The sequence below is a fragment of the Methylophilus sp. YYY-1 genome, assembly GCF_029132825.1.
Lineage (GTDB): Bacteria > Pseudomonadota > Gammaproteobacteria > Burkholderiales > Methylophilaceae > Methylophilus > Methylophilus glucosoxydans.
This window is the reverse complement of the sequence record NZ_WOVG01000004.1, coordinates 182,517-207,481: the sequence shown is the minus strand read 5'-3', so window position 1 is coordinate 207,481 and position 24,965 is coordinate 182,517. Positions and strand designations below refer to the sequence as shown.

The window sequence follows — 24,965 nt, the reverse complement described above, 5'->3', positions numbered from 1 at the left end:
TTTTTTTTAAAATGATGAAATAGTTAGAAAATCGCATTAAAGATTAAAGGGACTCAAACTGAGTCCTTTTTTTTGCAAAATCATAATTAGTAAGTTTTGCAGGCAGTTACGTAATCCATTTTTCAGCAAGATTAACAGGCGGAAGAACATAGTTTGTTTGGGTTTGCTTACCGCGGGTTTTGTTACCACCCCAGTTGTGATGAATTTGATTGCGCAGTTCAAACCAAGTTTCTGCCCTTAGTAACATGGGCCAAATTAGTTCAGGATACCTTAATATCCAATTGTTAATAGCCCTAGAAGCCTCTAATGCGCTCCAATGATACTCATGGGTTGGTTGTAGCATTTTTAGCAAGCTATTAACAATATTTTTGTCATTTAGTGGTAAGGCAGTAGATCTCAATTGATCTGCCACGTTAGGCCTTCTATTTAAGAGCCAATTGTAGATATGCTTAGTGGGTAAAAAATAAGAAAAATGATAATCAGCTTCGAGAAACTCAAAGGTTTCTAATGAGCTTTTTTCAAACGTGTAGCAATCAAACAGTTGTTTTATTCGATAGCTTGCCAAGTAATCGCTTGAGTGAGCTGAGTGATGCGCGCAAATATACCTACCAGGTACGGGATGCCGCCAGCAATACTTACAAAATTTGAATACATCTAATCCATTTTCGGTGTAACGAATTTGATTTATGTTTTTACCTCGATCTTCACAGGTGATGAGATAGTAGGTCGTATCTAAAGATTGCCTAGGCGAAACTTTTCGGGGTGGAAGTTTCGAAAAAGTAACAATCAATTCAATAATCTCAGCCATTTCACGTGTTTCATCAGAAGTAGTTGAATAATCAATTTTCAAATACATTTCATATAAGTCCAGCCAACCTGGTTGAGATAGTTGCTCAATTAAGTCTTTAGCAAGTTGGTCGCAGTGTGGCAAAACCCATTTCTTGATAGCCGAAAACGCAATAGTCGGTGTAACTAATTTGTCTGCTAGTTCTTTTTGGATTGAATATAGAACCTCTAACCCGTACCGGGAAAAAGATTCGATCAGATGGTCATCCAAAAAAAGAGGCATTCCTCAAGTGTAAGAAAAAGGGGGGTGTTTTTAAAGTATAAAAATAAAATAAGATGGTGGAGTGCGAACTACTTTTTTGAAGGTAGTCTTGGGGTGAGAAACACAGAAGCTTTATAAACTGTATGAGTCCATTTTCTATTGAGTTGAAAAAATTGCGCATGAGCCGAAACCTTACTCAAAAGGAGGCCGCAGAAGCCTTGGGTTATGAGCAAAGTTATTTATGCGCACTAGAGAATGGAAAAAAGAATGCGCCGCAGGTGGCATTCATCCACCAGATGGAAAAGAAACTACAACTGAACGAGCAAGAAAAAAATTTACTGCTTGATTCACTGCACAGATCGTGTCGAAAATTTCTTTTGCCAGTAGGTGTTTCTGAACAGGAATATGAGCTTTTTAATGAGCTAAAAAGTCACTGGGGAAACTTGAGTGAGTCCCAAGTCAACCTCATCAAACTGGTGCTGCAGAAAAGCAGCTGAATTCGAATTTGTTCAGGAGGAATAAGCAATGCCCATAAATTAAAAAAGGCGAACCACGAGTGGCCCGCCCTTTTGAGATAGCTATCGCTGATCCCGACAATTTCAGTATCGCTCTTAATCTCTTTTCGGTCAAGCCACTCCCTACTCAGTAAAGCTTACAACAGCAGATTTATAACCTGCTGATGGTTAAGTTTTGCCTAAACATTCACACAGCTTCAATTTTAAAAATGATGCAGCGAGTTTGCAGGGATGTGGCTTGCCGCAAGGAAAGGCTTGATATGTTGAGTCGTAAAGTTGTCACACGAAGTGGCCGCGGGTTCCGCGGCTACTATCCATCCAAAAAGTTAAACCGCTTAGTGGAGTTTGAATCTCTGCTGGAGCGAGATGCAATCAAAATATTTGAGCACTCAGATCTCGTAGTGAGTTATCAAGAACAGCCCAAAAAAGTGTACTACTACGATGAGATCGAAGAGAAAAAGTATTTTCCAGATTTCCAGCTGGTGATGATTAATGAAGATGTCATTTATGTTGAGGTTAAACCGTTTTATCTGCTGCAATCAAAAATCGATAAATACAAAGCAATCCAAGCGCACTATCGAAAGCAAAAAGAGCTTTTCGTAATATTGACGGACAAAGAAATTCGCAACGAAAACTTCCACTTAAAAAATTTGCATAAGATTTATAGAAAGAAGTTTTTGAGCCGCGAACAAGGAGATGCACATGATGCGGTTCTCATTTAAAAAAGGTCTTGTTTTCATTGAAGTGAATACTCGCTGGCAGCTATTACGGCGCCTAGTCACAAACAAGCTTCAATTTGAATCGGATCAAGGTGAAATCCGTAATCTTACAGATAAGGAGGTTTTAGGATTCTGGCGATCTGGGGAATGGTCAGTTGATATCTCAACACTTGGAGTCAGTGGTGATTCGATATATTTGGTCACACCACCCGATTTATCGACTTTTCCATTGAAATGGCAGGAGTTGGCCAAGAGGAGACTACATTACATTAATTTTGTGTTGCCAGAAGGTAAAAGATTTAGGGCTGATTCGTGGCAACCGTTAGTAGATGCTGCGGCTAAATTGATCAATGATCCAAATCCTCCTTGCCCTGCTTCGGTGTTGGGTTGGTGGAAAAAATATCGCATTACAAAATCCATTAGTTCACTGCTCCCTAAAACCAACTTTGGTTATTCAAAAAAAGAGGATCCGAGGTTCAAGATATTCGAGGATGTCATCAATCAAACGTATCTAAATGCCCAAAAAGTGCCTGGTAAAGAAATAGTCGACAGGGTGAACAGGCGTATTCAATTGCATAACTCAACTCAATCCCCAGAAAGCCGGATCAAGATTGTTGCTAAATCTACAATCTACACATGGATCAGGCAGCTTCGACAAGACATTTCAGATTCGTCGCGTTTAGGGGCTGAGGTAACGCGGAAGAAATATAGGACCGTGATGGGTGGTCTGAAAGTTCATGGAGTACTGGAAAGAGTCGAAATTGACCATACGCCACTGGACTTAATTGTTATAGATAAAACGACAATGCTACCTTTGGGAAGGGCATGGTTAACGTTAGCTTTGGATAAATTCAGCAGAATTGTGGTTGGGTTTTACATAAGTTTTAACGCGCCATCTAGTTACTCGGTACTTCAGTGTTTGAAGCAAATGATCCTCACAAAAGATGATTTGCTAAAGCGTTATCCAGATATCCAAAATGAGTGGCCGGTTTTTGGTGTGCCGGATTTACTCGCTCTGGACAATGGTATGGATTTACATGCTGATGCGCTAAAAAAGGCTTGTTTGGAACTGGGAATTCAAATTCTTTATTGCCCAGCGGCTACCCCTGAAATGAAAGGGAGTGTTGAGCGCTTTTTCAGAACCATTAATCAGGGACTAATACACAAACTCCCTGGCACTACGTTTTCAAACATTGATGAGCGAGGCGACTATCCAGCAGAAGATTTGGCCGCCATTGATATGGAAACTTTAGTTCATTTGGTGACCAAGTGGACCGTCGATGTTTACAACGTAAGTCCTCATCGAGGGATCAATGATACGCCACTCAATAAATGGCGTTCATCAGCGAAATACCGAGACATCGAATTACCCGTGTATCCCACTCAGTTGGAAGTCATTGTTGGCGTGCCCGCTCGTAGAACCGTTTTTCACTATGGTATCGAGTTAGAAGGACTTCACTATAACAATCGGCAGCTTCAGGAAGTCCGAAAAATATCAGGACAAAATCTACAGGTTGAACTGAAGTTTTATGAAGATCAGGTTCAGTTCATCGATGTGTTTGATCCATTCACCAAAGAGTATTTACGTGTCGATGCAGTTCACGAAGATTACACCAAAGACTTACATCGTGAGGCGCATCGTTTAGCTCGTGTTCAAGCAAGAAAGCGCTTTGGGGAACAGTACTCAATGCCAGACCTAATGGATGCGCGTGAAGAAATCGAGGGCATCATAAAAGATGCACTCAAAGCTAAGAAAATGGGTAGTCGTAAATTAGCTGCAAATCTATTGATGCAGGATTCAGTATCTGTGTTCGAATCCAGAAATCCAATCGAGGACATACATAAACCGCCTAAACGAAATACATCTAGCTCTCCTGAGCCTCTGGAAAGCGGCTTGGATGATGATTTACCCAGTGTTTCTTCAAGGTATGCAGGGATTAGTGACAGCCATGAGGAATCGCGATGATGCGTCCAATTGATCTTGTCAAAATCCATGCCCGAGAGTCTGAGGCAAATCCCCTGCGTGCGGAGGAGGATCGATTTTTGAGTTTCCATCTTGGAGATGTCATCCTTAACCATCGGCGCTTTGATCATGCGATGGCTGCCATTGCCAAATTACATCACGCTCAAGTCACGCATAAGTGCGGTGGCGGTCTTCTGATCCATGGTCCGAGTGGAATGGGTAAAACCACTATCACTCGGGAATATGTAAAACACTTCCCGATATACATGGATGGTCACCAGACGGTGGTGCCAGTTTTGGTTGTTACTTGCCCAAGCTCAGCCACTGCTAGTGGCCTGATGTCTGCTATTTTTTCTGCGCTCAATTATCCGATTCCATCCCGTAGCGATATTGCTGATAAAACGCTCAAGGTCATTAAGCTATTAAAAATGTTTAAGGTTGAGTTGCTGGTTCTGGATGAGTTTAATCATGCTTATTACTCGCGATCGCTGGCCGATTTTCGGCAACTGATTGATACCTTAAAAGTGGTGATCTCTGAGACAAGAGTCGCGTCTGTCCTTGTTGGTTTGTCAGAGGGTGAGCAGGTCATAGCCACCAACGAACAACTGGCCAGAAGGCATAGCGAATCAATTGAAATTTCGTTGTTTGATCTAAACGATGAAGAGGATTTTAAAGAGTTTCGGGCGATATTGAGGACTTACCAAGAAGCCCTGATCATTCCCGTCGAGACACCACTTTTCGAGGCTAATCTCGCAAGACGGTTTTTAATTGCTTCTGACGGAAATTTGGATTACTTACGCCGTGTGATTGAAAAGTCAGTGCAACTGGCTGGTCTTGCCGGCATGACTTTACTCAACAACAAAGTCTATGCTGCTGCATTCAGAGAGTATGTTTGGAGAGAAGTCCCTGACAAGCTGAACCCGTTTCATGAAAACTCCCCACTACGACGGTTGAATAAACCAGGTGAGCCCTATTATCCATGGAGCCAGAAGCATGCGATCGGTAGCCCCCTTGCTCGTAGAAATATCATCAGTGTAGGGAGTAAATAATGCGTCAACAAACTAAGGGAATTCAATTCCGGTTGCCAGTACGCTCTCAGATGTTCAGGAACGAAGGCCCGCAAGGCTTTCTCTTGAGATTGGCAGAGAGTAACTTACTAAGTCCGAGAGAGCTTAAGTTAGGTGGAATCAGTCTCGATTTTGAAACTCTCCATCAACATGGTCTGATTCCTGATAAAAGTTTGGATCCTGGACTGTACGACCATATACAGGAAATGTGTCGTTTGTGGACAAATGAGCCTCGTGTCTGGAATATGCAGCACGCACGTTTCTGTCCACATTGTTTAAAAGTTGATGGCCATTGGCGAGTGGAGTGGGAGCTTAATTTCTATGATGTCTGCCATCATCACGGAGTCTGGTTGATTGATCAATGCACATCTTGTGGAGAAAAGCTGAGTTGGCATAGAACTGAGGTTATGCGCTGCCAATGTGGCTCGATATTAACCGCTGAGTTTACAACTGGAGCCCCCGAGAGCATAGTGAAAATGGCTAATGTTATGAGTAGCAAAATTCGACATCAGCAAGCTCCTGAGACATTGGTTGCGCTCAAAGATACCAATATTGAGCAAACCCAACGGTTGATCAGATATCTGGGCAATTACATGAGCCAGGCTTCTGGCAAAAACCCGCTCAAGATGCGCAATGCTGGTGATTTGAAACAATCTTGGCCGGTGACATCTCTTGCTGCAGAGGTTCTGAATGATTGGCCGCGAGCGTTTCACGACTCTCTCAATAAAATTGAAAAGTCCCAAAGATCTGATGGGAGACCCAGTTTTAATCAGGTCTTTGGCCATGCCTACCATTATGTTTTCAAAGCACTAAAAGAGGCTCCATTCAATGAACTGAGGCGACAGTTTGAGTTATGTGCATATTCCAATGAAATGCACCATTGATGCTAGATGAATCCTACCAGTCACTCCAACGAAACCCCACCACCCATTGCAGCGCAAACCCTGCCAGTGATTCCAGATAGTTCTGCCACAAAATAAACAAATTTTTTGATATTCTTAAACAACTCGCCTAAATAATTCATGATTGCGATAACCTATTGGCCAGCGTTAGAATTTATATGTCAAAACCTACTATCGCTACAGTTAAACGACTGTTTGCATTATCAGGCAATCAATGTGCTTTCCCTGAGTGCAATTCTCAACTTGTAGAATCCACGGATACAATCACTGGTGAAATTTGTCACATTAAGGCAACGAGTCCTGGAGGAGCCCGATTTGATAAAACACAGAGTGATATTGAACGACACGCGGCATCAAACTTAGTTTTACTCTGTGGGCGGCACCATAAAATTATTGATTCTGAACCAGAAAAGTATACCGTGGAGTTTCTAGTAAGACTTAAACGCAATCATGAACAAAAGGGAATTGTCGAGATTTCACCCATAACTGCCAAACTTGCTCAATCGCTGTTAAGTAACCATATGTCTATAATTATTAAGTCAAATTCTGGTGGAGTTGAAATTAATGCCAATACGGTTAATTTTAAAATCACAAAAAAACCGAAAATTGCAATTAATCCTCCACTAGGGAGTATCGCTGAAAACAGGCACATGCTTTCTTATGCGAAATATCTTATTGATCGCTATCAGGAGTATCAAAAGATACATGCCTCAAAGACTGACAGTTACAAATATATGGCGATTTATGGTGCATTAAAGCGCGAGTTTAGAGGTGATTGGAAGCTTTTACCTACTGACTCCTTTAATCAGTTGGTCACATTTCTTCAGAAGCGTATAGACAACACCATGCATGGCCGTATTCAACGGTCTCGGAATACTAAGAACTATCATTCATTTGAAGAGCATGTCTAAAAAACATTTAGCCATGCATGGTGTAAACACTATGGCTTTTTATTGCTACGGTGTTTCCTCATCGACTCACCTTGTAAATTAATGCGCTGAGATCCACTGAGCAGCCTATCCAAAATAGCATCCGCTACAGTTAAATTGCCACCACTTAAATATTCATGCCAACGCTCCATTGGTAACTGACTCGTCATTAGTGTGGATTTGCGGCCACTCCGTTGGTCAAGTACTTCTAGCAAGTCGTTCCGACTCGATGCACTCATCGCAGCAATACCAAAGTCATCTAAAATCAATAAATCTACCTTGGCAAGCTGCGTCAATCGTTTATGGAAACTACCATCAGCATGTGATAACGCTAAATCTTCAAGTAGTAACGGTAATCGCTGAAAAATAACAGACAATCCTTTCCGACAGGCCTGATTACCAAATGCGCAAGCCAGCCAGGTTTTACCAACCCCAGCAGGTCCTCCAAGCACCAAGTTCAGCCCTTGATTAATCCACTGACAAAGGGCTAGCGAGGCCATCTCCGATCGATCTATACCTCGGCCACTACGATAATCAATGTCTTCCATGCATGCACTTTCTCTAAGTTTTGCAGCTTTTAATAAGCGCTTGAGCCGATTGTTTTCACGGTAAGTTAATTCTTGATCAACAAGCATGCCAAAGCGCTCTTCGAAACTCAGATGTAGCGAGTTGCTACTCATCATTTGTTCATTGAAGCCAGTTGCCATACCTGCTAATTTCATTTGCTGTAGCTTATTAAGTGTATCTTGTGTCATCATCGTATCGTTTCCTTTTTACTGGATATTCTTGAAGAATGTATATTTAGTGAGCTGTATTTGTTAATGGTAATAATCAGAGCCCCGAATATTGCTGTGATCAAATTTTGCTTCTATTAACTCATTGTTCGATAGCGGTTGTTGATCAAGGCGATTGGATAAAATAGATCGCAACCTTGTAGTTGATGAGGTATTTATTTGATTAGATGCTATTGCTAATAATCTTTGGCATGCTAGGTTCAATCTATCCTCGCCAAACTCTTTTGCAAGCTTCTTAAGACTCAGGCTTGCTCGATAACCTTGAATTTGTATCTGGGTGGAAGCAATTAATTGCTTGGTAAAGTTGTATATATACTCTCCAGCTTGCTCAGCCCAGAGTAACAAGTCATCAGCCTGCCAGTGCCCAATTTCCCTATGAGATGCAGTCATGTGTTCGGGATTTGTTGAAGTGATTCTATTGGGGTCACGAGAATGACTGGCAATTCTTCTACCACCATGCAACACCTCAATAGTATTAGCGGTAATTCTTAGCTCAACCTCCTTACGAACAAATGCATGAGGTACGCTGTAGAAATGCCCTTCGTATGAAAAGTGATAATCCAAGCCAATGCGTACCTTCCGAAACTCTGCGTAAACAAAAGGCACTGAAGGCAAGGGTTGCATGGCAGGCAAATCAATGGACTCAAAGCAAGCTTGTCTTGAACCTGGGATTTTCTTGAATGGGCGTTCATTCAGATCAACGAGCAACTCTGAAATAGCATTATTGAGGGCTTTTAAGCTTGTAAAGATGCGCTTGCGTAAACGAAACATAATCCATCGCTCGACTATCAGTACGCCATTTTCAACTTTGGCTTTATCTTTAGGCTCTCTAGCACGTGTTGGAAAAACAATGACACCATAATGATCACCCAAATTCTGGTAAACACTATTCAGCACTGGATCAGTGCGACTGGCGACTTTAACGCCTGATTTTAGGTTGTCGCATATCACCATCGTGGGTACTGCCCCAAAAAACTCAAACATTCTGGTATGCGCGGCGATCCAATTGGGCAGTTGCTGCGACCAATGAGCCTCTGCGTATGTATAGTTAGATGCGCCCATTACCCCCACAAAAATTTGTGCCGTTTGGATATATCCTGTTTGTGGATCAACGATATTCATTGTTGGGCCTGCATAATCGACAAACACCTTTTCACCGGCAATATGGATTTGACGCATAACTGGTGATAACGCCTCTTTGAAAATGCGGTAGCGGTCACAATATGAGCTATAGCCCATCCCTATCCCGTTATTAGCGGCTAAATACTCATCGTGTAGTACTTTTAGCGTTGCACCTTTTTGTTTCATTTCCTGATGAATGACTGTGCAATCGGGTTCGGGGAATTTGAGTATCTTTTTGTCAATATGGGGAAATAACTGTTGCTCGAGGGAGGCATCATCCATATTTTCTGGTAACGGCCATGTGATATTAGCTAATACTGCTCTTGTGATGTAATCACAGACAGAGTCTCGGGAAATGCCCACATACTCTGAAATCTTTCGCTGACTATATTTATGTTCATAATGCAGCCTTAATACATGCCGTATTTTCTTCATATTAACTCTCCTATTGGCCATATTGATTACCTAAATCATCAATCCGTCAAATCCTGTTATTTCAATGCTTGGTTTCGACTATGCATCTAGTTAAAAGGCGTGACACATCCTCGCTCAGCGATCAGCATCATAAAAATCGGATAAAAATAGACATGCCGCCTTGACAGGGGCACATTAGAAACGCACAATTGAGACTTAGTTAGGTTTCAAGAATGCATAGAAAGCTCAGGGTCGCCGTCCTGAGCTTTTTTGTTTCTGTCTATTCGCTTTTGATTCAGCTCAATAAGCGAAAAGCATTCATCGAAGTTAAATCATTCACATTCTCCTTCGGATATGTCATCGCTTGATGAACTGCGCCGTTTTTTTGATGGGCCACGGGGCTTAAAGGTATATTGATTCGGCCAAAGGGCTTCTATTTGCAAGTCAAGAAGTGTTGCAATGTGGGTAGCTACTGGATGAGCCGTTACTCGACCATGGATGACGTTGTTCACAACCCCCGTAGAAATGCCTAATTCGCGGGCTATCTGTGCCTGAGATTTTCCTATGCGTTGTAATCGATAAATGATGTCGATGGCTTCCATTAACCTTGCTTTCTAATGTCATTGTCAATCTTTATCTATTGACAATGGGTTAAGCTAAAGAGCAATATATCAGTTAAATTTAAAATTAAATTTAAATTTTATTAAACTATACACTTTGGATAATTAATGAAGCAAGTCTCATTACCAGAAAATGGCATTGATTCAGATGCATTTGCAGCGCGTTTTTCGTTGGTCATTCAACATACAAAGTTGAATCAGTCAGAATTTGCACGTCGTTTGGACACTTCCGCGACATTTGTAGGGGATGTGCTACGCGGACTTAAAAAACCAGGAGCGGAGTTCTTATACCAATTGAATCGAGTATTTAGCGTCTCAGTTGACTGGCTATTGACCGGAAAAGGCACTATCCATAATGCCTGCAAAGTGGATGTTGAGTTAATGCAAGCCATCAGTTTACAGGTATTAGTTGCGCGGCTTGCTATCATTGAGAATGATGCCACAGCGCAAGCGCTTCTCACCTTAATACGCGAAGGGCTGCTGGATTTAAAGTGTAGTAATCCGCAAATGGATGCATATCTGCATCGGATTCGGCCCGATGATAGTGACTGGCGTATCGCTATTGGCATTTATAACGGACATTTATGGACAGACAACCCTGACTTTCAAAGGCGTAATACGCTGGAAGCCGCAATCAGTTACTTTGAAGTCAATCAACCCGTCAGCAAACTCGCAAGTTTGGTGAGTAAGCAAGCCGGGTTTACTCAAATCAATATTGGCACTTCGCAGCGCATCGCGGGACGAGACTTTCATGAGGGGAAGTAATTTTTATCTATTCCTATGCGATGCAGTATTTTTAATGGAGCTACATCATGATTGATAACGAAAACCTTAGCCAGCAAAAGAATCTTGGAGAGCATCAACGTATAGCTGGCCGAGATTTTAATGATCATTCAGTGACGCATTATGCGGATTTAAAAGGTTTTTTACTCATGATAAATGAATCAGAACTGGATAAGTTGTCGATCAACAACAGTGATTTTTTTAAAAGTCGCTTTGGCAAAAATCTGGAAAAACACTGGTGTGAGCAGATTATTGATCTTAAGTGGGAATATGGCTTAACTAGATTTCAAACAAAAGTTTTGTTATTGGTAGGAGCTATCCGCATTGACCATAAAACAAATTCTGTAGTGTTTAACCATGACAAGATATTATATTGGTATGCATTGTTACATATCGTAATGATAAGTCTCTACTCTCTGGCAGGCAGTATTGTGGTGCTGTCTTCTTCAGCGTCACTAAGCAAGCAATTTTTTGCACAACTTGCTATTGCCGCTACTTGGTGCATAACCGTATGGGTATTTCACATAGTGTTTATTTACCCATACAAATTATTAAAAAGAATGCGTCCAATCATAAGAAATGACTAAATTTAAAATGAGACCAAACAAGCGCAGTAATATCAATAGATGTGGATCTCGCCGCATCATGAGGCTGCGTTCATTTGCCACCATACGAATACTCTGCATTTATAACCTGCCCGCCCCATGCCAGAATTGACCACTCAGCAACATTTACATAATGGTTTTATACAACGTTGAAGCTTTTGAAATGGCGAGTGTATCTCCATTGCTTAATTAAAGAGGATTTGGATACTCGACTCTCTAAAAAGGGCAATAGTGCCTCGATCAGACCCCCAGTAGTATCTTAGAGTCTCTTAACTCAAAACTGGATGACTCACGCGATATTGAAGAGGGAGGCGGTCGCATTATAATTGAGCCGGTGAGGTCAAATGATTTGTGTAAACTGGCAATCGAAAACAGTTGCTTTTAAAGGTAAAGCAGCAAACACACTAGACTTAGTGAGATTAAAGGTAAAAAGTATTGATATGAAAATGTATGGGTAAATATTATGGCCTGGAATGATCTATTATGAAAAATCTGTATCAAGCAAAACTAAAAAAATCCGCCAAAGACTTCCATAAAAATAATCGCGGCGAAAGATTCACTAATGGCCTGATTGTTCGGCACCTATACGATGAAGTGAATACATCCAAACTTTCATGGTGGGATGATGTTGGTTTTATAATAAACGATTATTTAGTACAGGTTTCATGGGTACACCCTAGATTGGCGTTCAAGGATCAGGTTGAGGTTGACGCTCACAAAAAGATTGAGCATCTAGATATAGGTGTTGATGACTTTTTGAGTCACTGTGAACCCAATTACGCCAAAATTGGTAAGTCCAGAAAGAAAATCATCAGCCATACATTAACTGGCCCTTTGATTTCCAGTGACTGGAAACAAGCTTATAACCGTGCATACGAGGAAACGCTTGCGGAGGCTAATTATAAGATTAGGCCTTCTATCAAAATTGAATGGACACCTCATAGTCGCTTTGTCGAGTTATGTGCCCCAATTGAAGTAAAAAATGAACAAGAGTTGACTATGTTAGCTAATCTCGTTAGAGCATTGCTCAAACACGAAACCGCTCTGGAGCTTGAATTTCCTCGTTACGCTTACACTAGGGACCATTGGATTGAAGAAAGTGTAATAAGAATCGAAAAGTAGCCATTTATTTGATAGTGGCTTGGACCCACTTTAATTAACTTTGTGTTCGATGCTTCGCTTTTCTTAACCTCAATCTTGCTAGCGGTATGGTGTCGTTTGCAATTTAACTTGAGGTCCAGCACCAATATAAATCAACAACTTAAAAAATCTTGCAAAGCCTAATTCCAAGCCATTTTTAACATAAATTGAGATTTAGTAGGCTCTTAGCAAACTAACTTGAGATTCAACCCAAACCTTAATTTTTCTTGATTTATTGACCACTTTTCAGGCCCAATCTTTAGGTTGAAGTGCAAATTCGAAGTGAATCGTTACGATCATTCACCTAACTGTGGGGCACTTTGAGACACTCTCTCAGCCCTAACAAAGACATTTCTGCAGCCTTGGAGAGTTGTTTAAAGTTCGATCCATCTTTCGCTCTTAAAGCCATCCCATGAATAACCATTAAGTAATACTCAGCCAAGTCAACTGAATTGAACTCTTCTCTAATTTGCTTTTGATCTATTGCAAGTTGGAACCGCTTGATCAACAGTTCTTTATATTCTTCTCTATAAGAGCGAACCAAATCTACTAGCTCGGAATGTTCGGGAGTTGCATTAATTGCAGAAGTCATGATTAGACATCCCCGAGGATTGGCTGAATTCATAAAAAAACTCAAATTGGACTCTAAAAGTTTTTTGATTGAAATATAAATATCAGGCTCTTCAGTCAGGGAACTGAGCGGTCCGTTAAGTATCATCTCAGAATAAGCTTTCACAGCTTCAACGAAGATTGAGTCTTTATTCCCAAATGCCGCATAAACACTTGGGCCCTTGACTCCAATCGCCTCAACAAGATCAGACATTGTAGTTCCCTCGTAACCCTTAGCCCAAAAAACATACATAGCGCTTCTCAGTGCTAAAGACTTGTCGAATGATCGCGGCCTTCCTGCAGGTGCCATAAATATTTCCCCAATTGTAGTAAAAAAATAATTATATAACTCAGATTACATAATTTTGTTGACAAAAGCAAGTCTTCAACCAATAATGTAATCCAGGTTACATTATTAATGTGAATCTAACTTTTTTGCAACGTGGAAGGAAACAAAATGTTTTATTCAAAAGTATTGATCGCAACTATCACCGGCTTTGCAATTGCAAACGCTGCTTTAGCCCACGCAGACAGCTTGAAGTCTGAGTCTGAATTTATCAATAAAACCTTACTGGGTAACTGGAAAGCACAAACCGTATCAAAGAATGATGAGGTACGGAATGTAGATGTATCCAAGGACCGTTTTATGGATAACATTCTTGGGAAATTTAAAATCGTAACGAAGGAAAATAATACTGCTGAAAAAAGTGTTGATAACTCCTTAAAGCGATATACAGAGCAATTCGAACATGCTAGAAAGTACTAAACATAATTAGCCAATTAATAAAGTCCATTGCCTGAGCAATGGACTTTATTAATTTTATTATCGAAAAAGTGTATCAAGAATTACAGGCTCGGTCATTCGACACGCAATATAAGCACTTCTATAGTATTCAGAAATCTGGATGTTTAAAGAAAAAAACTGTGCTATGGTCTAGCTATCCGCTCACTCTTAATGACTCGATAACCAATTTTAATGCGGGAGTTTGCTGCCTACGATGCGGATAATACAGGTGAAAGCCTGGGTATTCTATGCTGTAATCCTTAAGCACTTGAATTAAATGGCCCTGTGCTATGTCTGTTGCAACCACATCCTCAGGAATATAGGCAATGCCCAAATTGGCATGAACGGCATCCAAAATATGATAGGTTTCATTAAACACCCATTGTCCATCAACCTTAATTTTAACTTCCAGCCCATCTTTTTCCATTTCCCAAGCATAGATACCACCTTGCGTTGATAGCCTATAAGTAATGCAGTTATGTTGTGATAACTCTTGTGGGCTTTGCGGCATACGATATTGATTAAAATACGTAGGTGTTGCCACCACCACCATTTTCATTGGTTCACTAATCCGCACGGCAACCATACCATCAGCCACCTTATTACCTAATCGTACCCCAGCATCAAAGCGCTCAGCCACAATATCAACAAAACCATTGTTGGCCGTTAACTCAATGCCTATGCCGGGGAAGTGTTGTGCCAATGGTGCCAATTTGGGGAGTAAAATTTCGCGAATAGCATGATTGCTGGCATTAATCCTTACCAAACCTGCTGGCGTATCTCTCAACTTTGTCAGCAAAGAAAGCTCATTATCGATGTGATCAAAACTGGCACCTATGGTCTCACGCAATTTCTCTCCCGCCAGAGTGGGTGAAACACTTCGTGTGGTGCGGGTTAGCAATAACACCCCCAGTCGTTCTTCCAGACCGCGTATGGTATGACTAAGCGCGGACTGTGACACACCAAGCTTGCCTGCGGCTTTGGTAAAACTACCCTCTCTGACGACCATTAGAAAAGCATATAAATTGTTATAGTTTTCTTTAGCAATCATCGCTGGTCCCTTCTTGTTCAAAACACCCAAGTATATTACCGCAATCCCTTGATCATCCACTTATTAATGAATTTAACTAATAAGTCTATGATGATTTTAGTGACTAATCATTCGCTAAACAAATCATTAGAATACATTTTTATAATTTTATGCATTCCGTCAGGCTGTAATGCATTTATACGCCGACAAGATTATTACAAAAAATTAATGAATATTACCGTGACATTTGTATTTATTGTTCATGAATAAAAAGGAGTCATCAGCATGAGTAATCTCTACAGGACTTTTAAATATTTAGGCAGCCGTGTACTGCCCATACTGTTTTTTTGTTCCAGTGCCTACAGTGAAGTAACACCCAAAACATCGGTACAGCCATCTTTTAGGAGTGATACAACCATGCAGATTCGTTTAGATATTGAAGGACAAAATCCTGTTACAGCGACTTTAGATAGCTCGCCAGCCACGCTCGATTTGATGAAGCAATTGCCCCTGACGTTGAAGCTAAAAGATTATGCTGGCACCGAAAAAATAGCCTATCCACCGCACAAACTCTCTACCGAGAATTCGGCTAAAGCCTATGCGGGCAAAGCCGGGGATATTACCTATTATGCACCTTGGGGCAACCTCGCTATTTTTTACAAAGACTCTGATGCTGGGCTTGCCAATGGCCTGATTTATTTAGGCAAGTTAGCGTCTATTCCCGCAGCATTTTCTAAATCACAAAAAATTACTGTAAGGATTACAGAAGTTAAGTAATCAATTTATCTCAGCACACAACCGTTTAGGAGTAGAGACACGATGAATTTTTTTAAGCCCGATATATGGATAAGGATATTAACAACCATGACTATTATTAGCACAAGCATAGGCATGTTGCCTGCTAGCACTGCGTTTGCTGCCGACATGTCAAACGGTGCAGCCAATTTCTACAAAAGCGATAAAGTCACTGTGCAGAAAGTCACGTTCAAGAATCAGTACAACATGAAGATCGTTGGCAATCTTTTCATGCCTAAGGGTCTGGATCAAAAAACCAAAAGCCCAGCCATTATTGTTGGTCATCCGATGGGAGCAGTAAAAGAACAAAGCTCAAACCTCTATGCCCAGAAGCTTGCAGAACAGGGCTTTGTCACCTTAGCTATTGATAACACATTTTGGGGCGAGAGCGAGGGTCAACCACGCAATGCTGTGCTACCGGATGTTTACTCAGAGGCATTTAGTGCCGCTGTTGATTACTTAGGTACCAGTGCATTTATTGACAGGGAACGCATAGGGGTACTTGGTATATGCGGTAGTGGTAGCTTCGTCATTAGTGCAGCAAAGATTGATCCTCGCATGAAAGCCATCGCGACTGTCAGCATGTACGATATGGGCGCAGCCAACCGTAATGCACTCAACCATTCGCAAACTCTTGAACAACGCAAACAAATCATTGCGGAAGCCGCTCAGCAACGTTATGTGGAGTTTACGGGCGGTGCAATCAAATACACGGGCGGGACAGACCATAAGATTGACGCAAATACGCACCCTATTCAGCGTGAATTTTATGACTTTTACCGTACGCCACGTGGAGAGTTTACGCCAGCGGGCTCTTCACCTGAGCATACAACCCATCCCACACTTTCCAGCAACACCAAATTCATGAACTTTTATCCTTTCAATGACATTGAGACGATTTCACCTCGCCCTATGTTATTTATTACAGGTTCAGAGGCGCATTCTAAAGAATTCAGTGAAGAAGCTTACCGCCTTGCAGGGCAACCAAAAGAGCTCGTCATTGTTCCCGGTGCAGGTCACGTGGATTTGTACGACCGAGTTAACCTGATTCCCTTTGATAAATTGACAGCATTCTTCAAAGCTAACCTTAAGTAATTGCTTTATTTAGGAATGAATTAAAATCTCTATGACAACTACGGCTTTAAATACCACCCCTGAAAATGGACAAGGCTGGAGCGGTGTGTTTGCGATGTCACTTGGGGCTTTTGCCCTAGTGGCATCGGAGTTCATGCCGGTTAGCCTATTAACCCCGATAGCAAGTGACCTTCACAGTACCGAAGGTCAGGCTGGTCAAGCGATTGCGATTTCAGGCGCATTCGCTTTGGTGACGAGCCTCTTAATCTCATCGCTAGCAGGAAAATTGGATCGCAAAATCCTGCTTTTACTACTTACGTTGTTAGTCATCATTTCAGGAACTATCGTAGCGATTGCGCATAATTATGGTGTGTTTATGGTGGGGCGGGCGCTGATTGGGATTGCTATTGGAGGCTTCTGGTCTATGTCGGCCGCAACGGCCATGCGACTCGTTTCGGAAGACAAAATCCCTAAGGCGCTTGCAATCGTTAATGGTGGGAATGCCTTGGCTACTGTCATTGCCGCGCCTTTAGGAAGCTATTTGGGCGGTATCATTGGTTGGCGAGGTGCTTTTTTCTGTGTGGTTCCAGTTGCAGTCATTACATTCTGCTGGTTGTTGATTAGCTTACCTGGCATGAAGCCTATGAATAAAGCAGCCACAGGAAACATCTTTAAATTAATGATGAGGCCTCAGGTAGCGATAGGCATGGTAGCGGTGAGCATCTTTTTCATGGGCCAGTTCGCTCTGTTCACCTACTTGCGCCCTTTCTTAGAAAGCGTGACGCACGTGGGGGTCACTACACTTTCGTTAATGCTTCTTGCTATGGGGGTTGCAGGCTTCGTCGGCACGCTTTTGATTGGTGCTTTCTTGAAAGATTCATTGTATAAAACCCTGATGATCATTCCATTACTGATGGCAATCATCGCAATAGCGCTAACTATCTTTGGTTATTCAGTATTAATAACAGCACTGTTACTAGGAGTTTGGGGATTGGTAGGAACAGCGGCACCCGTGGCTTGGTGGACATGGCTTGCTAAAACACTACCCAATGATGCAGAAGCAGGTGGTGGATTATTTGTGGCTATCATCCAACTCGCGATTACCACTGGTGCAACGTTTGGTGGCATCTTGTTCGATCTGAGTGGATATCGTGCCACTTTTTGGATGAGCGCATCGTTATTAATCACTGCAGCGGTACTTGCATACTGGACATCACGCATCGAGCTTAGACATTCAGCAATCAAGTATTAGCAACATGCTCTCCCCATCAATTTGCTTTTGCTACTTATTTACTACTCTTCAATCAAGGTTTATATTTTTTGAAAATGACTTAAGGGTTGTCGCCACATAATTTCAATCCTGCTAGAAATATTTATTTAATCTTTAGCAATATTAGCTATGTTCAAAGTGTTTGAAGAGTGCGAAGTCACGTTGCTCTCTTCCCAGCCACCGCCCAGTGCTTTAAAGGCCGCAACCGCTGAACGGGCAGATTCTGTTTGCGCTTGTACTTTTGCATCAGAGGTTCTCAATAAATTTTCATCTGCGTGCAACACTTCAATCAAGCTGACAACGCCTTTTTGATATGCCACGAATGAAGATTTCCGCGCTTGGCTAAGCGATTGCTCACCTTCTAACAAGGTTTCTATTTGCTCTTCACGTTTAACCAAAGCAGAGATAGCATTTTCTACATCTTCTGTCGCACGCAGTGCTGATTGTCGATAGGCCGCCAAAGCTTCTGCTTCCTGGCCTTTTGCCTGATCAATTTGCGCATTAATGCGTGAAAAATCAAACAAGCGCCAACGCAAGCCCACAACGCCAGCAGCCTGATTAGCTGCGCTGCTAAATAGATTTCCTCCCGATATAGCGGTCGCACTACCAATCAACGCACTCAGCGCAAGCTTTGGATAATATTCGGAAATTGCTACACCAATTTTTGCATTAGCTGCCGCTAGTCGTCTTTCAGCCACAATCAGGTCTGGTCTGCGGCGCAGTAAATCTGCTGGGGAGCCGATTGAGGATATTTGCGGTGCAACAGGTATTGGACCGATTTTTTCCAGTTCAGCTCTGTAAGTACCAGGCGCAACTCCCAGCATCACATCAAGGGCATTCATGGACGCATCGAGCGCAGTTTCCAGCACTGGGATAACAGCCTTAACCTGAGCTAAGGCGCCTTCTATTTGTTGCACTTGAAGTCGGGGCGCTAAGCCTCTGGAATAGAGTATATTTACTTTTGAAAGTAGTTGCTGTTGTGTCTCAAGCTGTTTTTTCGAAATATTAAGCCGTGACTGTAAACCACGAATGGTGATGTAAATGTCTGACGTTTGTGCCGCCACAGCCAACAGGGTTGCGATCGCACCGGCTTTGGCCGCTTGGTATTCTGCCAACGCTGCATCTTGCTCGCGACGCAATCCACCAAATATATCCAGCTCCCAGCCTGCGTTCAGGTTGGCATCATAAAGATTTTTATTCCTGTCATAACCAGGAGTCGAGTTAAGTAACTGTCCTAAAGGTGTTTCAAGCGACTGGTGATTTCTTATCGCTTGCGCACTTACATTAGCGGATGGCAATAATGCAGCATGCGCAGCACCAAGCCCAGACTTGGCTTGTGAGATTCGTGCGGTAGCTTGCGCTATATCCAGATTTTGTTCTAACGCTAATCGCACGTACCTACTTAATAGTGGATCACTGAACCCATCCCACCAAGTTGCAAGATCAGCATTTGCAAGCTCACCATTAGATGGTGCTTTACGCTTTTCAAGTTGAGTTTGGCCAATATATTGATTCGAGAGAGCTATATCCGGCTTCTTATACTCTGGGCCAACTGCGCAGCTTGTGATCAAACCAGCACTTAGCAATACAGCAATAGGACGAGAAATTAACATGGCGACCCTCAAACTTATTTGAACATAATAAGTGACTATATTACAATACGGTCACTATTTGTCAATCATCTTAAGTCAGGGTATGCTATCAACATGACTAAAAAACCGCAATCCGTCACAAGAGGTCCATCTGAACACAATGTTCGTGATCAAATAGTAGAGGCTGCTGCTGAATATTTCAGCCGCTATGGCTACGAGAAAACGACTGTTTCCGACCTGGCCAAAGAAATTGGCTTTTCTAAAGCCTACATTTATAAATTTTTTGCTACGAAACAAGCTATTGGAGAGGTAATCTGCACCAATTGCTTAGGTGCGATACTGAATGCGATCCGTGAAGGAATGGTGGACTCACCCACCGCTTCAGAACGCTTCAGGCGTATGTTTAAAGCCGCGGTAGCTGCAAGTGCAGAACTTTTTTTCGAAGATCGCAAGCTTTATGATATTGCTGCATCTGCTGCAAGTGAAGAATGGCAATCGACGGTTAGCTATCAAATTGAAATCAAAAAAATAATCTTGCAGATTATTCTCGAAGGTCGCGATACGGGGGAGTTTGAGCGCAAAACGCCAATAGATGAAACGGTCAATGCCATCTATTTGGTAATGCAACCATATACCAACCCATTGCTACTTCAATACAATCTTAACGTTGCAGAACAGGCTCCCATGATTCTTTCGAGTCTGATACTGAGAAGTTTAGCTCCGTAAAAAAACTAAAAATATTACAGTGACTATTGACTTAATTGGTCACTGTATACAAAATGCAGGTTACTATTTAAAAGGTGACCTCCATGTTTAGTCATAAACTTAGTTTAGCGATTGTGATTAGCTTATTCCCGCTGGCATTTGTTGCATGCAGTGAGAAAATGCCAATTGACCCCCGCACCCAAACGCCGCTGGTAAAAACAGTAGCCGTTCAACGGGCGTCTGATTCGTCGCGCTCGTTCACAGGAATAGTGGCCGCCAGGGTTCAAAGCGACTTGGGATTTCGTGTTGCAGGAAAAGTGCTTGAGCGCTATGTAGATGCTGGCCAGATCGTTAAGCGTGGTCAACCACTCATGCGTATTGATCCTATCGATTTGCAATTGACAGCAAATGCACAGCGTGAAGCCGTATTAGTGGCAAAGGCCCGTGCCGATCAAACAGCAGACGATGAAATCAGACATCGTGGCCTGGTGGAAGAAGGCGCAATCTCTGCTTCTACATATAATCAAATTAAAGCAGCGGCAGACTCTGCCCATGCCCAGCTCAAAGCATTCGAAGCTCAAGCAGATGTAGCAAAGAATGCATCCAGTTATGCAGTTTTGCTCGCGGGCGCTGACGGCGTGATAGTTGATACACTGGTAGAACCGGGACAAGTGGTTAACGCTGGTCAGACTGTGGTGCGCATAGCACACTCTGGCAAGCGAGAAGCGATCGTTAATCTACCGGAAACGTTGCGCCCAGCGCTAGGTTCGATTGCGCAGGCAAAACTCTATGGCAAGGACAACCAGACCATTCCAGCCAAGCTGAGAGAGCTTTCAGAATCAGCTGATGGTGTATCCCGTACGTTTGAAGCGCGATATGTACTAGATGAAACATTAGCCAATGCACCACTCGGTGCGACCATCACTATCCAGATCAAGGAAAGGGATTCTTCTACACAAACTAGCTTAGCAGTGCCTATTGGCGCGATTTTTGATGCTGGAAAAGGCTCGGGAGTTTGGGTGCTTGAGGGCAGCCCAAGCCATGTCACTTGGCGCCCCGTCAAAATCCTAAGCATCACTGAAGACACCGCGCGTATAGATGGCAATCTGAATGTAAATGATCAAATTATCGGGCTTGGTGCTCATCTCTTGCACGAAGGCGAAAAAGTCAGAGTGGCGACTAATGATGCTGGCAATTCCGATTTAAATCCCGCAGTTTTGGATTCTAAAGATTCGAAATCCGCAGATTTAAACCGTGGAGAGACAAAATGAGCGGCTTTAATCTCTCAGCGCTTGCTGTTCGTGAGCGCTCCATCACCTTTTTCCTGATTATCCTGATCACTATTGCTGGCACCATCGCTTTTTTTAAGATGGGCAGGGCTGAAGATCCTCCATTTACGATCAAGATAATGACCGTCATTACCGCCTGGCCTGGTGCAACAGCACAGGAAATGCAGGATCAGGTCGCAGAGAAGATAGAAAAACGCATGCAAGAACTGCGTTATTACGATCGTACCGAAACCTTTACCCGACCTGGCCTGGCATTTACAACCGTAACACTGCTTGACAGCACGCCACCCTCCGAAGTGAAAGAAGAGTTTTACCAAGCACGAAAAAAAATAAGTGATGAGTCAAAAAATTTACCAGCTGGCGTCATCGGCCCTATGGTCAATGATGAATATGCCGACGTCACCTTTGCTCTCTTTGCACTAAAAGCAAAAGGAGAACCACAACGGTTATTAGCGCGCGATGCAGAAAACATGCGCCAGCGTCTGTTGCATGTAGCAGGTGTGAAAAAAGTCAATATTATCGGTGAACAACCCGAGCGTATTTACGTCGCGTTTTCCCATGACCGCTTGGCGACTTTGGGAATATCACCGCAAGAAATTTTTTCCGCACTGAATAATCAGAATGCCTTAACCCCGGCGGGTTCGATTGATACAAAGGGTACAAAAGTATTTATCCGCATTGAAGGTGCTTTTGACCAACTGCAGAAAATTCGCGATACACCTATATCTGCAAAAGGCCGGATATTAAAACTATCCGACGTAGCAACGGTAGAACGCGGTTATGAAGACCCTTCTACATTCTTCATACGCAATAATGGTGAACCGACATTATTGCTAGGTGTTGTCATGCGTGATGGCTGGAATGGCCTTGATCTTGGAAAAGCGTTGGATATAGAAGTCGCTTCAATGAGCGCTGATTTGCCGCTGGGCATGAGCTTGACCAAGGTCACTGACCAGGCTGTCAACATCGAAACATCTGTCGATGAGTTCATGGTCAAGTTCTTCGTCGCACTTCTGGTCGTCATGCTGGTGAGTTTCTTAAGCATGGGCTGGCGTGTAGGTCTTGTGGTAGCGGCTGCCGTGCCTTTGACACTAGCGCTCGTATTTGTGGTGATGGCGGCCACTGGTAAAAATTTCGACCGTATCACATTGGGGTCACTGATCCTGGCACTTGGTCTGCTGGTTGATGACGCGATTATTGCCATTGAGACCATGGTCGTAAAAATGGAAGAAGGTTACAGCAGGATTGCTGCGTCAGCCTATGCCTGGAGTCATACTGCAGCGCCTATGCTGTCCGGAACGCTAGTCACTGCCATTGGTTTTATGCCAAATGGTTTCGCTCAGTCAACAGCTGGCGAATACACCAGCAATATGTTCTGGGTGGTCGGTACTGCGCTAATAGCATCCTGGATAGTCGCGGTGGTATTTACCCCTTATTTAGGCGTGAAGATGCTTCCCGAACTAAAGAAAGCAGAGGGTGGGCATGAAGCGATTTACAGTACACTTAATTACAACCGCTTTCGCTCACTGCTGGGGCGAGTCATCCAACACAAGTGGATTGTGACTGCCATTGTCATAGGTGCTTTTGTCGTATCCATTCTTGGCATGGCTATTGTGAAAAAACAGTTTTTCCCAACTTCTGACCGTCCTGAGGTGTTGGTCGAGGTTCAAATGCCTGATGGCACATCGATTGCGCAGACTAGCTCTGCCACGGCCAAAGTTGAAGCCTGGCTGTCAAAACAGAAGGAGGCGAAAATCGTCACGGCGTATATCGGACAAGGTGCTCCACGCTTCTACCTCGCCATGTCGCCTGAACTGCCAGATCCGTCTTTTGCAAAGCTTGTAGTACGAACAGATAACCAAGAGGAAAGGGATGTTCTGAAACTAAGATTACGTCAGGCCATCGCGGATGGATTGGCTCCCGAAGCGCGCGTTAGAGTGACACAGCTAGTATTTGGCCCCTATTCTCCATATCCTGTCGCTTTTCGTATTGCCGGACAAGACCCCGAAAAATTGCGCGAAATTGCAGCTGATGTACGTCATGTGATGGATGCCAGTCCGATGACGCGAACTGTAAATGCCGATTGGGGCGAACGGGTTCCAGCCATACACTTTATGCTCAATCAAGACAGGCTACAGGCTGTTGGACTCTCTTCTAATAGCGTTGCACAGCAACTTCAGTTTCTGCTGAGTGGCGTACCAGTCACCGTAGTTCGTGAGGATATACGCTCAGTACAAGTGGTTGGTCGTGCAGCAGACAACATGCGCTTGGATCCTGAAAAGATATCCGGCTTTACACTCATTGGTTCAACTGGGCAACGAATCCCGTTATCCCAAATTGGGTCTGTCGACATACAATTTGAAGAACCGACTCTCCGTAGACGGGATCGCACCCCGACGATTACTGTACGTGGAGATATTGCTGAAAACTTGCAGCCCCCAGAAGTTTCAGCTGCTATCTTGAAAGAATTACAGCCCATCATCACCAAACTTCCACCTAGTTACAGGATTGATGAAGCTGGTGCTACCGAAGAATCGGGCAAGGCAACCAAAGCGTTGTTGCCTTTATTCCCGATTATGATTGCGCTTACCTTACTGATTATCATTCTACAGGTGCGTTCAATTTCATCCATGGTCATGGTATTCGCAACCAGTCCGTTGGGATTGATCGGGGTGGTTCCAACACTGCTGCTGTTCCAGCAACCATTTGGTATCAATGCACTGGTCGGCTTGATCTCACTGTCGGGTATATTAATGCGCAATACGCTGATTCTCATTGGGCAGATTGAGCATAACCTAAAGGAAGGATTAAGCCCATTTGACGCAGTCGTGGAAGCAACGGTACAACGTGCCAGACCAGTGATTCTTACTGCTTTGGCAGCGATTCTGGCGTTTATTCCACTCACTCATTCAGTGTTTTGGGGAACGTTGGCATATACCCTGATTGGTGGCACTTTTGCTGGCACCATATTGACACTTGTATTCCTTCCAGCGATGTATGCTATCTGGTTCAAAATTAGACATCCAGAAAATAGAAACGTGAAAATCGCAACTGTTCCTGTCAGGACCGCTTGACTTGGACTTCACTCGATTCAATTCATTATTAATTCTCAAATTTTGGAAATTAAACTTTATTTTTACCAATGTTGAAATATATAAAGCTCTCTACAGTTAAATTGCGATCTACAATTGGGGTG

At 42.9% G+C, this 24,965-nt stretch carries 23 protein-coding genes; 16 read left to right on the top strand and 7 right to left on the bottom strand.

The window, feature by feature from the left end:
- Nucleotides 1-106: 106 nt before the first annotated feature.
- Complete coding sequence (locus GOC95_RS12490; RefSeq protein WP_275357484.1) at nucleotides 107-1,057, bottom strand: hypothetical protein; 951 nt, start codon at nucleotides 1,055-1,057, stop codon at nucleotides 107-109.
- 134 nt (nucleotides 1,058-1,191) lie between these two features.
- Between GOC95_RS12490 and GOC95_RS12485 the strand changes: the two genes are divergently transcribed.
- The 6 genes from GOC95_RS12485 (at nucleotide 1,192) to GOC95_RS12460 (ending at nucleotide 7,125) form a co-directional block, all read left to right on the top strand.
- Nucleotides 1,192-1,545, top strand: a complete 354-nt coding sequence (locus GOC95_RS12485; RefSeq protein ID WP_275357482.1) for a helix-turn-helix transcriptional regulator — start codon at nucleotides 1,192-1,194, stop codon at nucleotides 1,543-1,545.
- Nucleotides 1,546-1,823: 278 nt separating this feature from the next.
- Nucleotides 1,824-2,285, top strand: a complete 462-nt coding sequence (locus GOC95_RS12480) for a hypothetical protein (RefSeq protein ID WP_275357481.1) — start codon at nucleotides 1,824-1,826, stop codon at nucleotides 2,283-2,285.
- On the top strand, nucleotides 2,266-4,248 hold the full coding sequence (locus tag GOC95_RS12475) for a DDE-type integrase/transposase/recombinase (RefSeq protein WP_275357479.1): 1,983 nt from the start codon (nucleotides 2,266-2,268) through the stop codon (nucleotides 4,246-4,248). The genes GOC95_RS12480 and GOC95_RS12475 overlap by 20 nt, the downstream gene beginning before the upstream one ends.
- Complete coding sequence (locus GOC95_RS12470; protein ID WP_275357477.1) at nucleotides 4,245-5,294, top strand: TniB family NTP-binding protein; 1,050 nt, start codon at nucleotides 4,245-4,247, stop codon at nucleotides 5,292-5,294. The genes GOC95_RS12475 and GOC95_RS12470 overlap by 4 nt, the downstream gene beginning before the upstream one ends.
- On the top strand, nucleotides 5,294-6,196 hold the full coding sequence (locus GOC95_RS12465; RefSeq protein WP_275357476.1) for a TniQ family protein: 903 nt from the start codon (nucleotides 5,294-5,296) through the stop codon (nucleotides 6,194-6,196). The genes GOC95_RS12470 and GOC95_RS12465 overlap by 1 nt, the downstream gene beginning before the upstream one ends.
- 176 nt (nucleotides 6,197-6,372) lie before the next feature.
- Nucleotides 6,373-7,125, top strand: a complete 753-nt coding sequence (locus GOC95_RS12460) for an HNH endonuclease signature motif containing protein (RefSeq protein WP_275357475.1) — start codon at nucleotides 6,373-6,375, stop codon at nucleotides 7,123-7,125.
- Nucleotides 7,126-7,154: 29 nt separating this feature from the next.
- Here the strand turns inward: GOC95_RS12460 and istB are convergent, their stop codons facing one another.
- The 3 genes from istB to GOC95_RS12445 form a co-directional block, all read right to left on the bottom strand.
- Nucleotides 7,155-7,901, bottom strand: coding sequence for an IS21-like element helper ATPase IstB (gene istB, locus GOC95_RS12455; protein ID WP_275357474.1), 747 nt, complete (start codon nucleotides 7,899-7,901; stop codon nucleotides 7,155-7,157).
- A 60-nt stretch (nucleotides 7,902-7,961) separates the two neighbouring features.
- Nucleotides 7,962-9,494 (bottom strand): IS21 family transposase, encoded by a 1,533-nt coding sequence (istA, locus tag GOC95_RS12450; RefSeq protein WP_275357473.1) that lies wholly within the window; start codon nucleotides 9,492-9,494, stop codon nucleotides 7,962-7,964.
- A gap of 311 nt (nucleotides 9,495-9,805) precedes the next feature.
- Complete coding sequence (locus GOC95_RS12445; RefSeq protein WP_275357472.1) at nucleotides 9,806-10,075, bottom strand: helix-turn-helix domain-containing protein; 270 nt, start codon at nucleotides 10,073-10,075, stop codon at nucleotides 9,806-9,808.
- A 126-nt stretch (nucleotides 10,076-10,201) separates the two neighbouring features.
- On the opposite strand from GOC95_RS12445, the gene GOC95_RS12440 reads away from it, so the two are divergent.
- The 3 genes from GOC95_RS12440 to GOC95_RS12430 all read left to right on the top strand — a co-directional run bounded on the left by GOC95_RS12440 (nucleotide 10,202) and on the right by GOC95_RS12430 (nucleotide 12,603).
- The gene (locus GOC95_RS12440) at nucleotides 10,202-10,858 is read left to right on the top strand and encodes a helix-turn-helix transcriptional regulator (protein WP_275357471.1); all 657 of its coding nucleotides are present in this window, start codon (nucleotides 10,202-10,204) and stop codon (nucleotides 10,856-10,858) included.
- Nucleotides 10,859-10,905: 47 nt separating this feature from the next.
- A complete protein-coding gene (locus tag GOC95_RS12435) occupies nucleotides 10,906-11,463 on the top strand; it encodes a hypothetical protein (protein WP_275357470.1) in 558 nt (185 codons plus the stop codon).
- A 501-nt stretch (nucleotides 11,464-11,964) separates the two neighbouring features.
- The gene (locus GOC95_RS12430; protein ID WP_275357469.1) at nucleotides 11,965-12,603 is read left to right on the top strand and encodes a hypothetical protein; all 639 of its coding nucleotides are present in this window, start codon (nucleotides 11,965-11,967) and stop codon (nucleotides 12,601-12,603) included.
- A 322-nt stretch (nucleotides 12,604-12,925) separates the two neighbouring features.
- On the opposite strand, the gene GOC95_RS12425 is transcribed toward GOC95_RS12430, so the two are convergent.
- A complete protein-coding gene (locus tag GOC95_RS12425) occupies nucleotides 12,926-13,483 on the bottom strand; it encodes a TetR/AcrR family transcriptional regulator (RefSeq protein ID WP_275357621.1) in 558 nt (185 codons plus the stop codon).
- 204 nt (nucleotides 13,484-13,687) lie between these two features.
- On the opposite strand from GOC95_RS12425, the gene GOC95_RS12420 reads away from it, so the two are divergent.
- Nucleotides 13,688-13,996 (top strand): hypothetical protein, encoded by a 309-nt coding sequence (locus GOC95_RS12420; protein ID WP_275357468.1) that lies wholly within the window; start codon nucleotides 13,688-13,690, stop codon nucleotides 13,994-13,996.
- Nucleotides 13,997-14,168: 172 nt separating this feature from the next.
- Here GOC95_RS12420 and GOC95_RS12415 read toward each other — a convergent pair whose 3' ends face one another.
- A complete protein-coding gene (locus GOC95_RS12415) occupies nucleotides 14,169-15,065 on the bottom strand; it encodes a LysR family transcriptional regulator (protein ID WP_275357467.1) in 897 nt (298 codons plus the stop codon).
- Between the two features lie 264 nt (nucleotides 15,066-15,329).
- Here GOC95_RS12415 and GOC95_RS12410 point away from each other — a divergent pair, with 264 nt between their 5' ends.
- The 3 genes from GOC95_RS12410 (at nucleotide 15,330) to GOC95_RS12400 (ending at nucleotide 18,165) form a co-directional block, all read left to right on the top strand.
- Complete coding sequence (locus GOC95_RS12410) at nucleotides 15,330-15,821, top strand: cyclophilin-like fold protein (RefSeq protein WP_275357466.1); 492 nt, start codon at nucleotides 15,330-15,332, stop codon at nucleotides 15,819-15,821.
- A gap of 87 nt (nucleotides 15,822-15,908) precedes the next feature.
- Entirely contained in the window at nucleotides 15,909-16,934 is a 1,026-nt protein-coding gene (locus tag GOC95_RS12405) for an alpha/beta hydrolase (protein WP_275357465.1), read from the top strand.
- 31 nt (nucleotides 16,935-16,965) lie between these two features.
- Nucleotides 16,966-18,165, top strand: coding sequence for an MFS transporter (locus GOC95_RS12400; RefSeq protein ID WP_275357463.1), 1,200 nt, complete (start codon nucleotides 16,966-16,968; stop codon nucleotides 18,163-18,165).
- A gap of 125 nt (nucleotides 18,166-18,290) precedes the next feature.
- Here GOC95_RS12400 and GOC95_RS12395 read toward each other — a convergent pair whose 3' ends face one another.
- Nucleotides 18,291-19,796 carry a TolC family protein gene (locus tag GOC95_RS12395; protein ID WP_275357461.1) on the bottom strand — a complete coding sequence of 502 codons (1,506 nt, stop codon included), beginning with the start codon at nucleotides 19,794-19,796 and terminating at the stop codon, nucleotides 18,291-18,293.
- A 93-nt stretch (nucleotides 19,797-19,889) separates the two neighbouring features.
- Between GOC95_RS12395 and GOC95_RS12390 the strand changes: the two genes are divergently transcribed.
- From GOC95_RS12390 to GOC95_RS12380, 3 genes are all read left to right on the top strand, one after another.
- Nucleotides 19,890-20,501, top strand: a complete 612-nt coding sequence (locus GOC95_RS12390) for a TetR/AcrR family transcriptional regulator (RefSeq protein WP_275357460.1) — start codon at nucleotides 19,890-19,892, stop codon at nucleotides 20,499-20,501.
- Nucleotides 20,502-20,584: 83 nt separating this feature from the next.
- A complete protein-coding gene (locus tag GOC95_RS12385) occupies nucleotides 20,585-21,751 on the top strand; it encodes an efflux RND transporter periplasmic adaptor subunit (RefSeq protein WP_275357458.1) in 1,167 nt (388 codons plus the stop codon).
- Nucleotides 21,748-24,843 (top strand): efflux RND transporter permease subunit, encoded by a 3,096-nt coding sequence (locus GOC95_RS12380; protein ID WP_275357457.1) that lies wholly within the window; start codon nucleotides 21,748-21,750, stop codon nucleotides 24,841-24,843. The genes GOC95_RS12385 and GOC95_RS12380 overlap by 4 nt, the downstream gene beginning before the upstream one ends.
- Nucleotides 24,844-24,965 lie beyond the last annotated feature (122 nt).

What these genes read in the sequence shown, in the direction of transcription:
- GOC95_RS12485 (WP_275357482.1), top strand. Translation starts at nt 1,192, where the DNA reads ATGAGTCCATTTTCTATTGAGTTGAAAAAATTGCGCATGAGCCGAAAC.
- GOC95_RS12480 (WP_275357481.1), top strand. Translation starts at nt 1,824, where the DNA reads ATGTTGAGTCGTAAAGTTGTCACACGAAGTGGCCGCGGGTTCCGCGGC.
- GOC95_RS12475 (WP_275357479.1), top strand. Translation starts at nt 2,266, where the DNA reads ATGATGCGGTTCTCATTTAAAAAAGGTCTTGTTTTCATTGAAGTGAAT.
- GOC95_RS12470 (WP_275357477.1), top strand. Translation starts at nt 4,245, where the DNA reads ATGATGCGTCCAATTGATCTTGTCAAAATCCATGCCCGAGAGTCTGAG.
- GOC95_RS12465 (WP_275357476.1), top strand. Translation starts at nt 5,294, where the DNA reads ATGCGTCAACAAACTAAGGGAATTCAATTCCGGTTGCCAGTACGCTCT.
- GOC95_RS12460 (WP_275357475.1), top strand. Translation starts at nt 6,373, where the DNA reads ATGTCAAAACCTACTATCGCTACAGTTAAACGACTGTTTGCATTATCA.
- istB (WP_275357474.1), bottom strand. Translation starts at nt 7,901, where the DNA reads ATGATGACACAAGATACACTTAATAAGCTACAGCAAATGAAATTAGCA.
- istA (WP_275357473.1), bottom strand. Translation starts at nt 9,494, where the DNA reads ATGAAGAAAATACGGCATGTATTAAGGCTGCATTATGAACATAAATAT.
- GOC95_RS12445 (WP_275357472.1), bottom strand. Translation starts at nt 10,075, where the DNA reads ATGGAAGCCATCGACATCATTTATCGATTACAACGCATAGGAAAATCT.
- GOC95_RS12440 (WP_275357471.1), top strand. Translation starts at nt 10,202, where the DNA reads ATGAAGCAAGTCTCATTACCAGAAAATGGCATTGATTCAGATGCATTT.
- GOC95_RS12435 (WP_275357470.1), top strand. Translation starts at nt 10,906, where the DNA reads ATGATTGATAACGAAAACCTTAGCCAGCAAAAGAATCTTGGAGAGCAT.
- GOC95_RS12430 (WP_275357469.1), top strand. Translation starts at nt 11,965, where the DNA reads ATGAAAAATCTGTATCAAGCAAAACTAAAAAAATCCGCCAAAGACTTC.
- GOC95_RS12425 (WP_275357621.1), bottom strand. Translation starts at nt 13,483, where the DNA reads ATGTATGTTTTTTGGGCTAAGGGTTACGAGGGAACTACAATGTCTGAT.
- GOC95_RS12420 (WP_275357468.1), top strand. Translation starts at nt 13,688, where the DNA reads ATGTTTTATTCAAAAGTATTGATCGCAACTATCACCGGCTTTGCAATT.
- GOC95_RS12415 (WP_275357467.1), bottom strand. Translation starts at nt 15,065, where the DNA reads ATGATTGCTAAAGAAAACTATAACAATTTATATGCTTTTCTAATGGTC.
- GOC95_RS12410 (WP_275357466.1), top strand. Translation starts at nt 15,330, where the DNA reads ATGAGTAATCTCTACAGGACTTTTAAATATTTAGGCAGCCGTGTACTG.
- GOC95_RS12405 (WP_275357465.1), top strand. Translation starts at nt 15,909, where the DNA reads ATGACTATTATTAGCACAAGCATAGGCATGTTGCCTGCTAGCACTGCG.
- GOC95_RS12400 (WP_275357463.1), top strand. Translation starts at nt 16,966, where the DNA reads ATGACAACTACGGCTTTAAATACCACCCCTGAAAATGGACAAGGCTGG.
- GOC95_RS12395 (WP_275357461.1), bottom strand. Translation starts at nt 19,796, where the DNA reads ATGTTAATTTCTCGTCCTATTGCTGTATTGCTAAGTGCTGGTTTGATC.
- GOC95_RS12390 (WP_275357460.1), top strand. Translation starts at nt 19,890, where the DNA reads ATGACTAAAAAACCGCAATCCGTCACAAGAGGTCCATCTGAACACAAT.
- GOC95_RS12385 (WP_275357458.1), top strand. Translation starts at nt 20,585, where the DNA reads ATGTTTAGTCATAAACTTAGTTTAGCGATTGTGATTAGCTTATTCCCG.
- GOC95_RS12380 (WP_275357457.1), top strand. Translation starts at nt 21,748, where the DNA reads ATGAGCGGCTTTAATCTCTCAGCGCTTGCTGTTCGTGAGCGCTCCATC.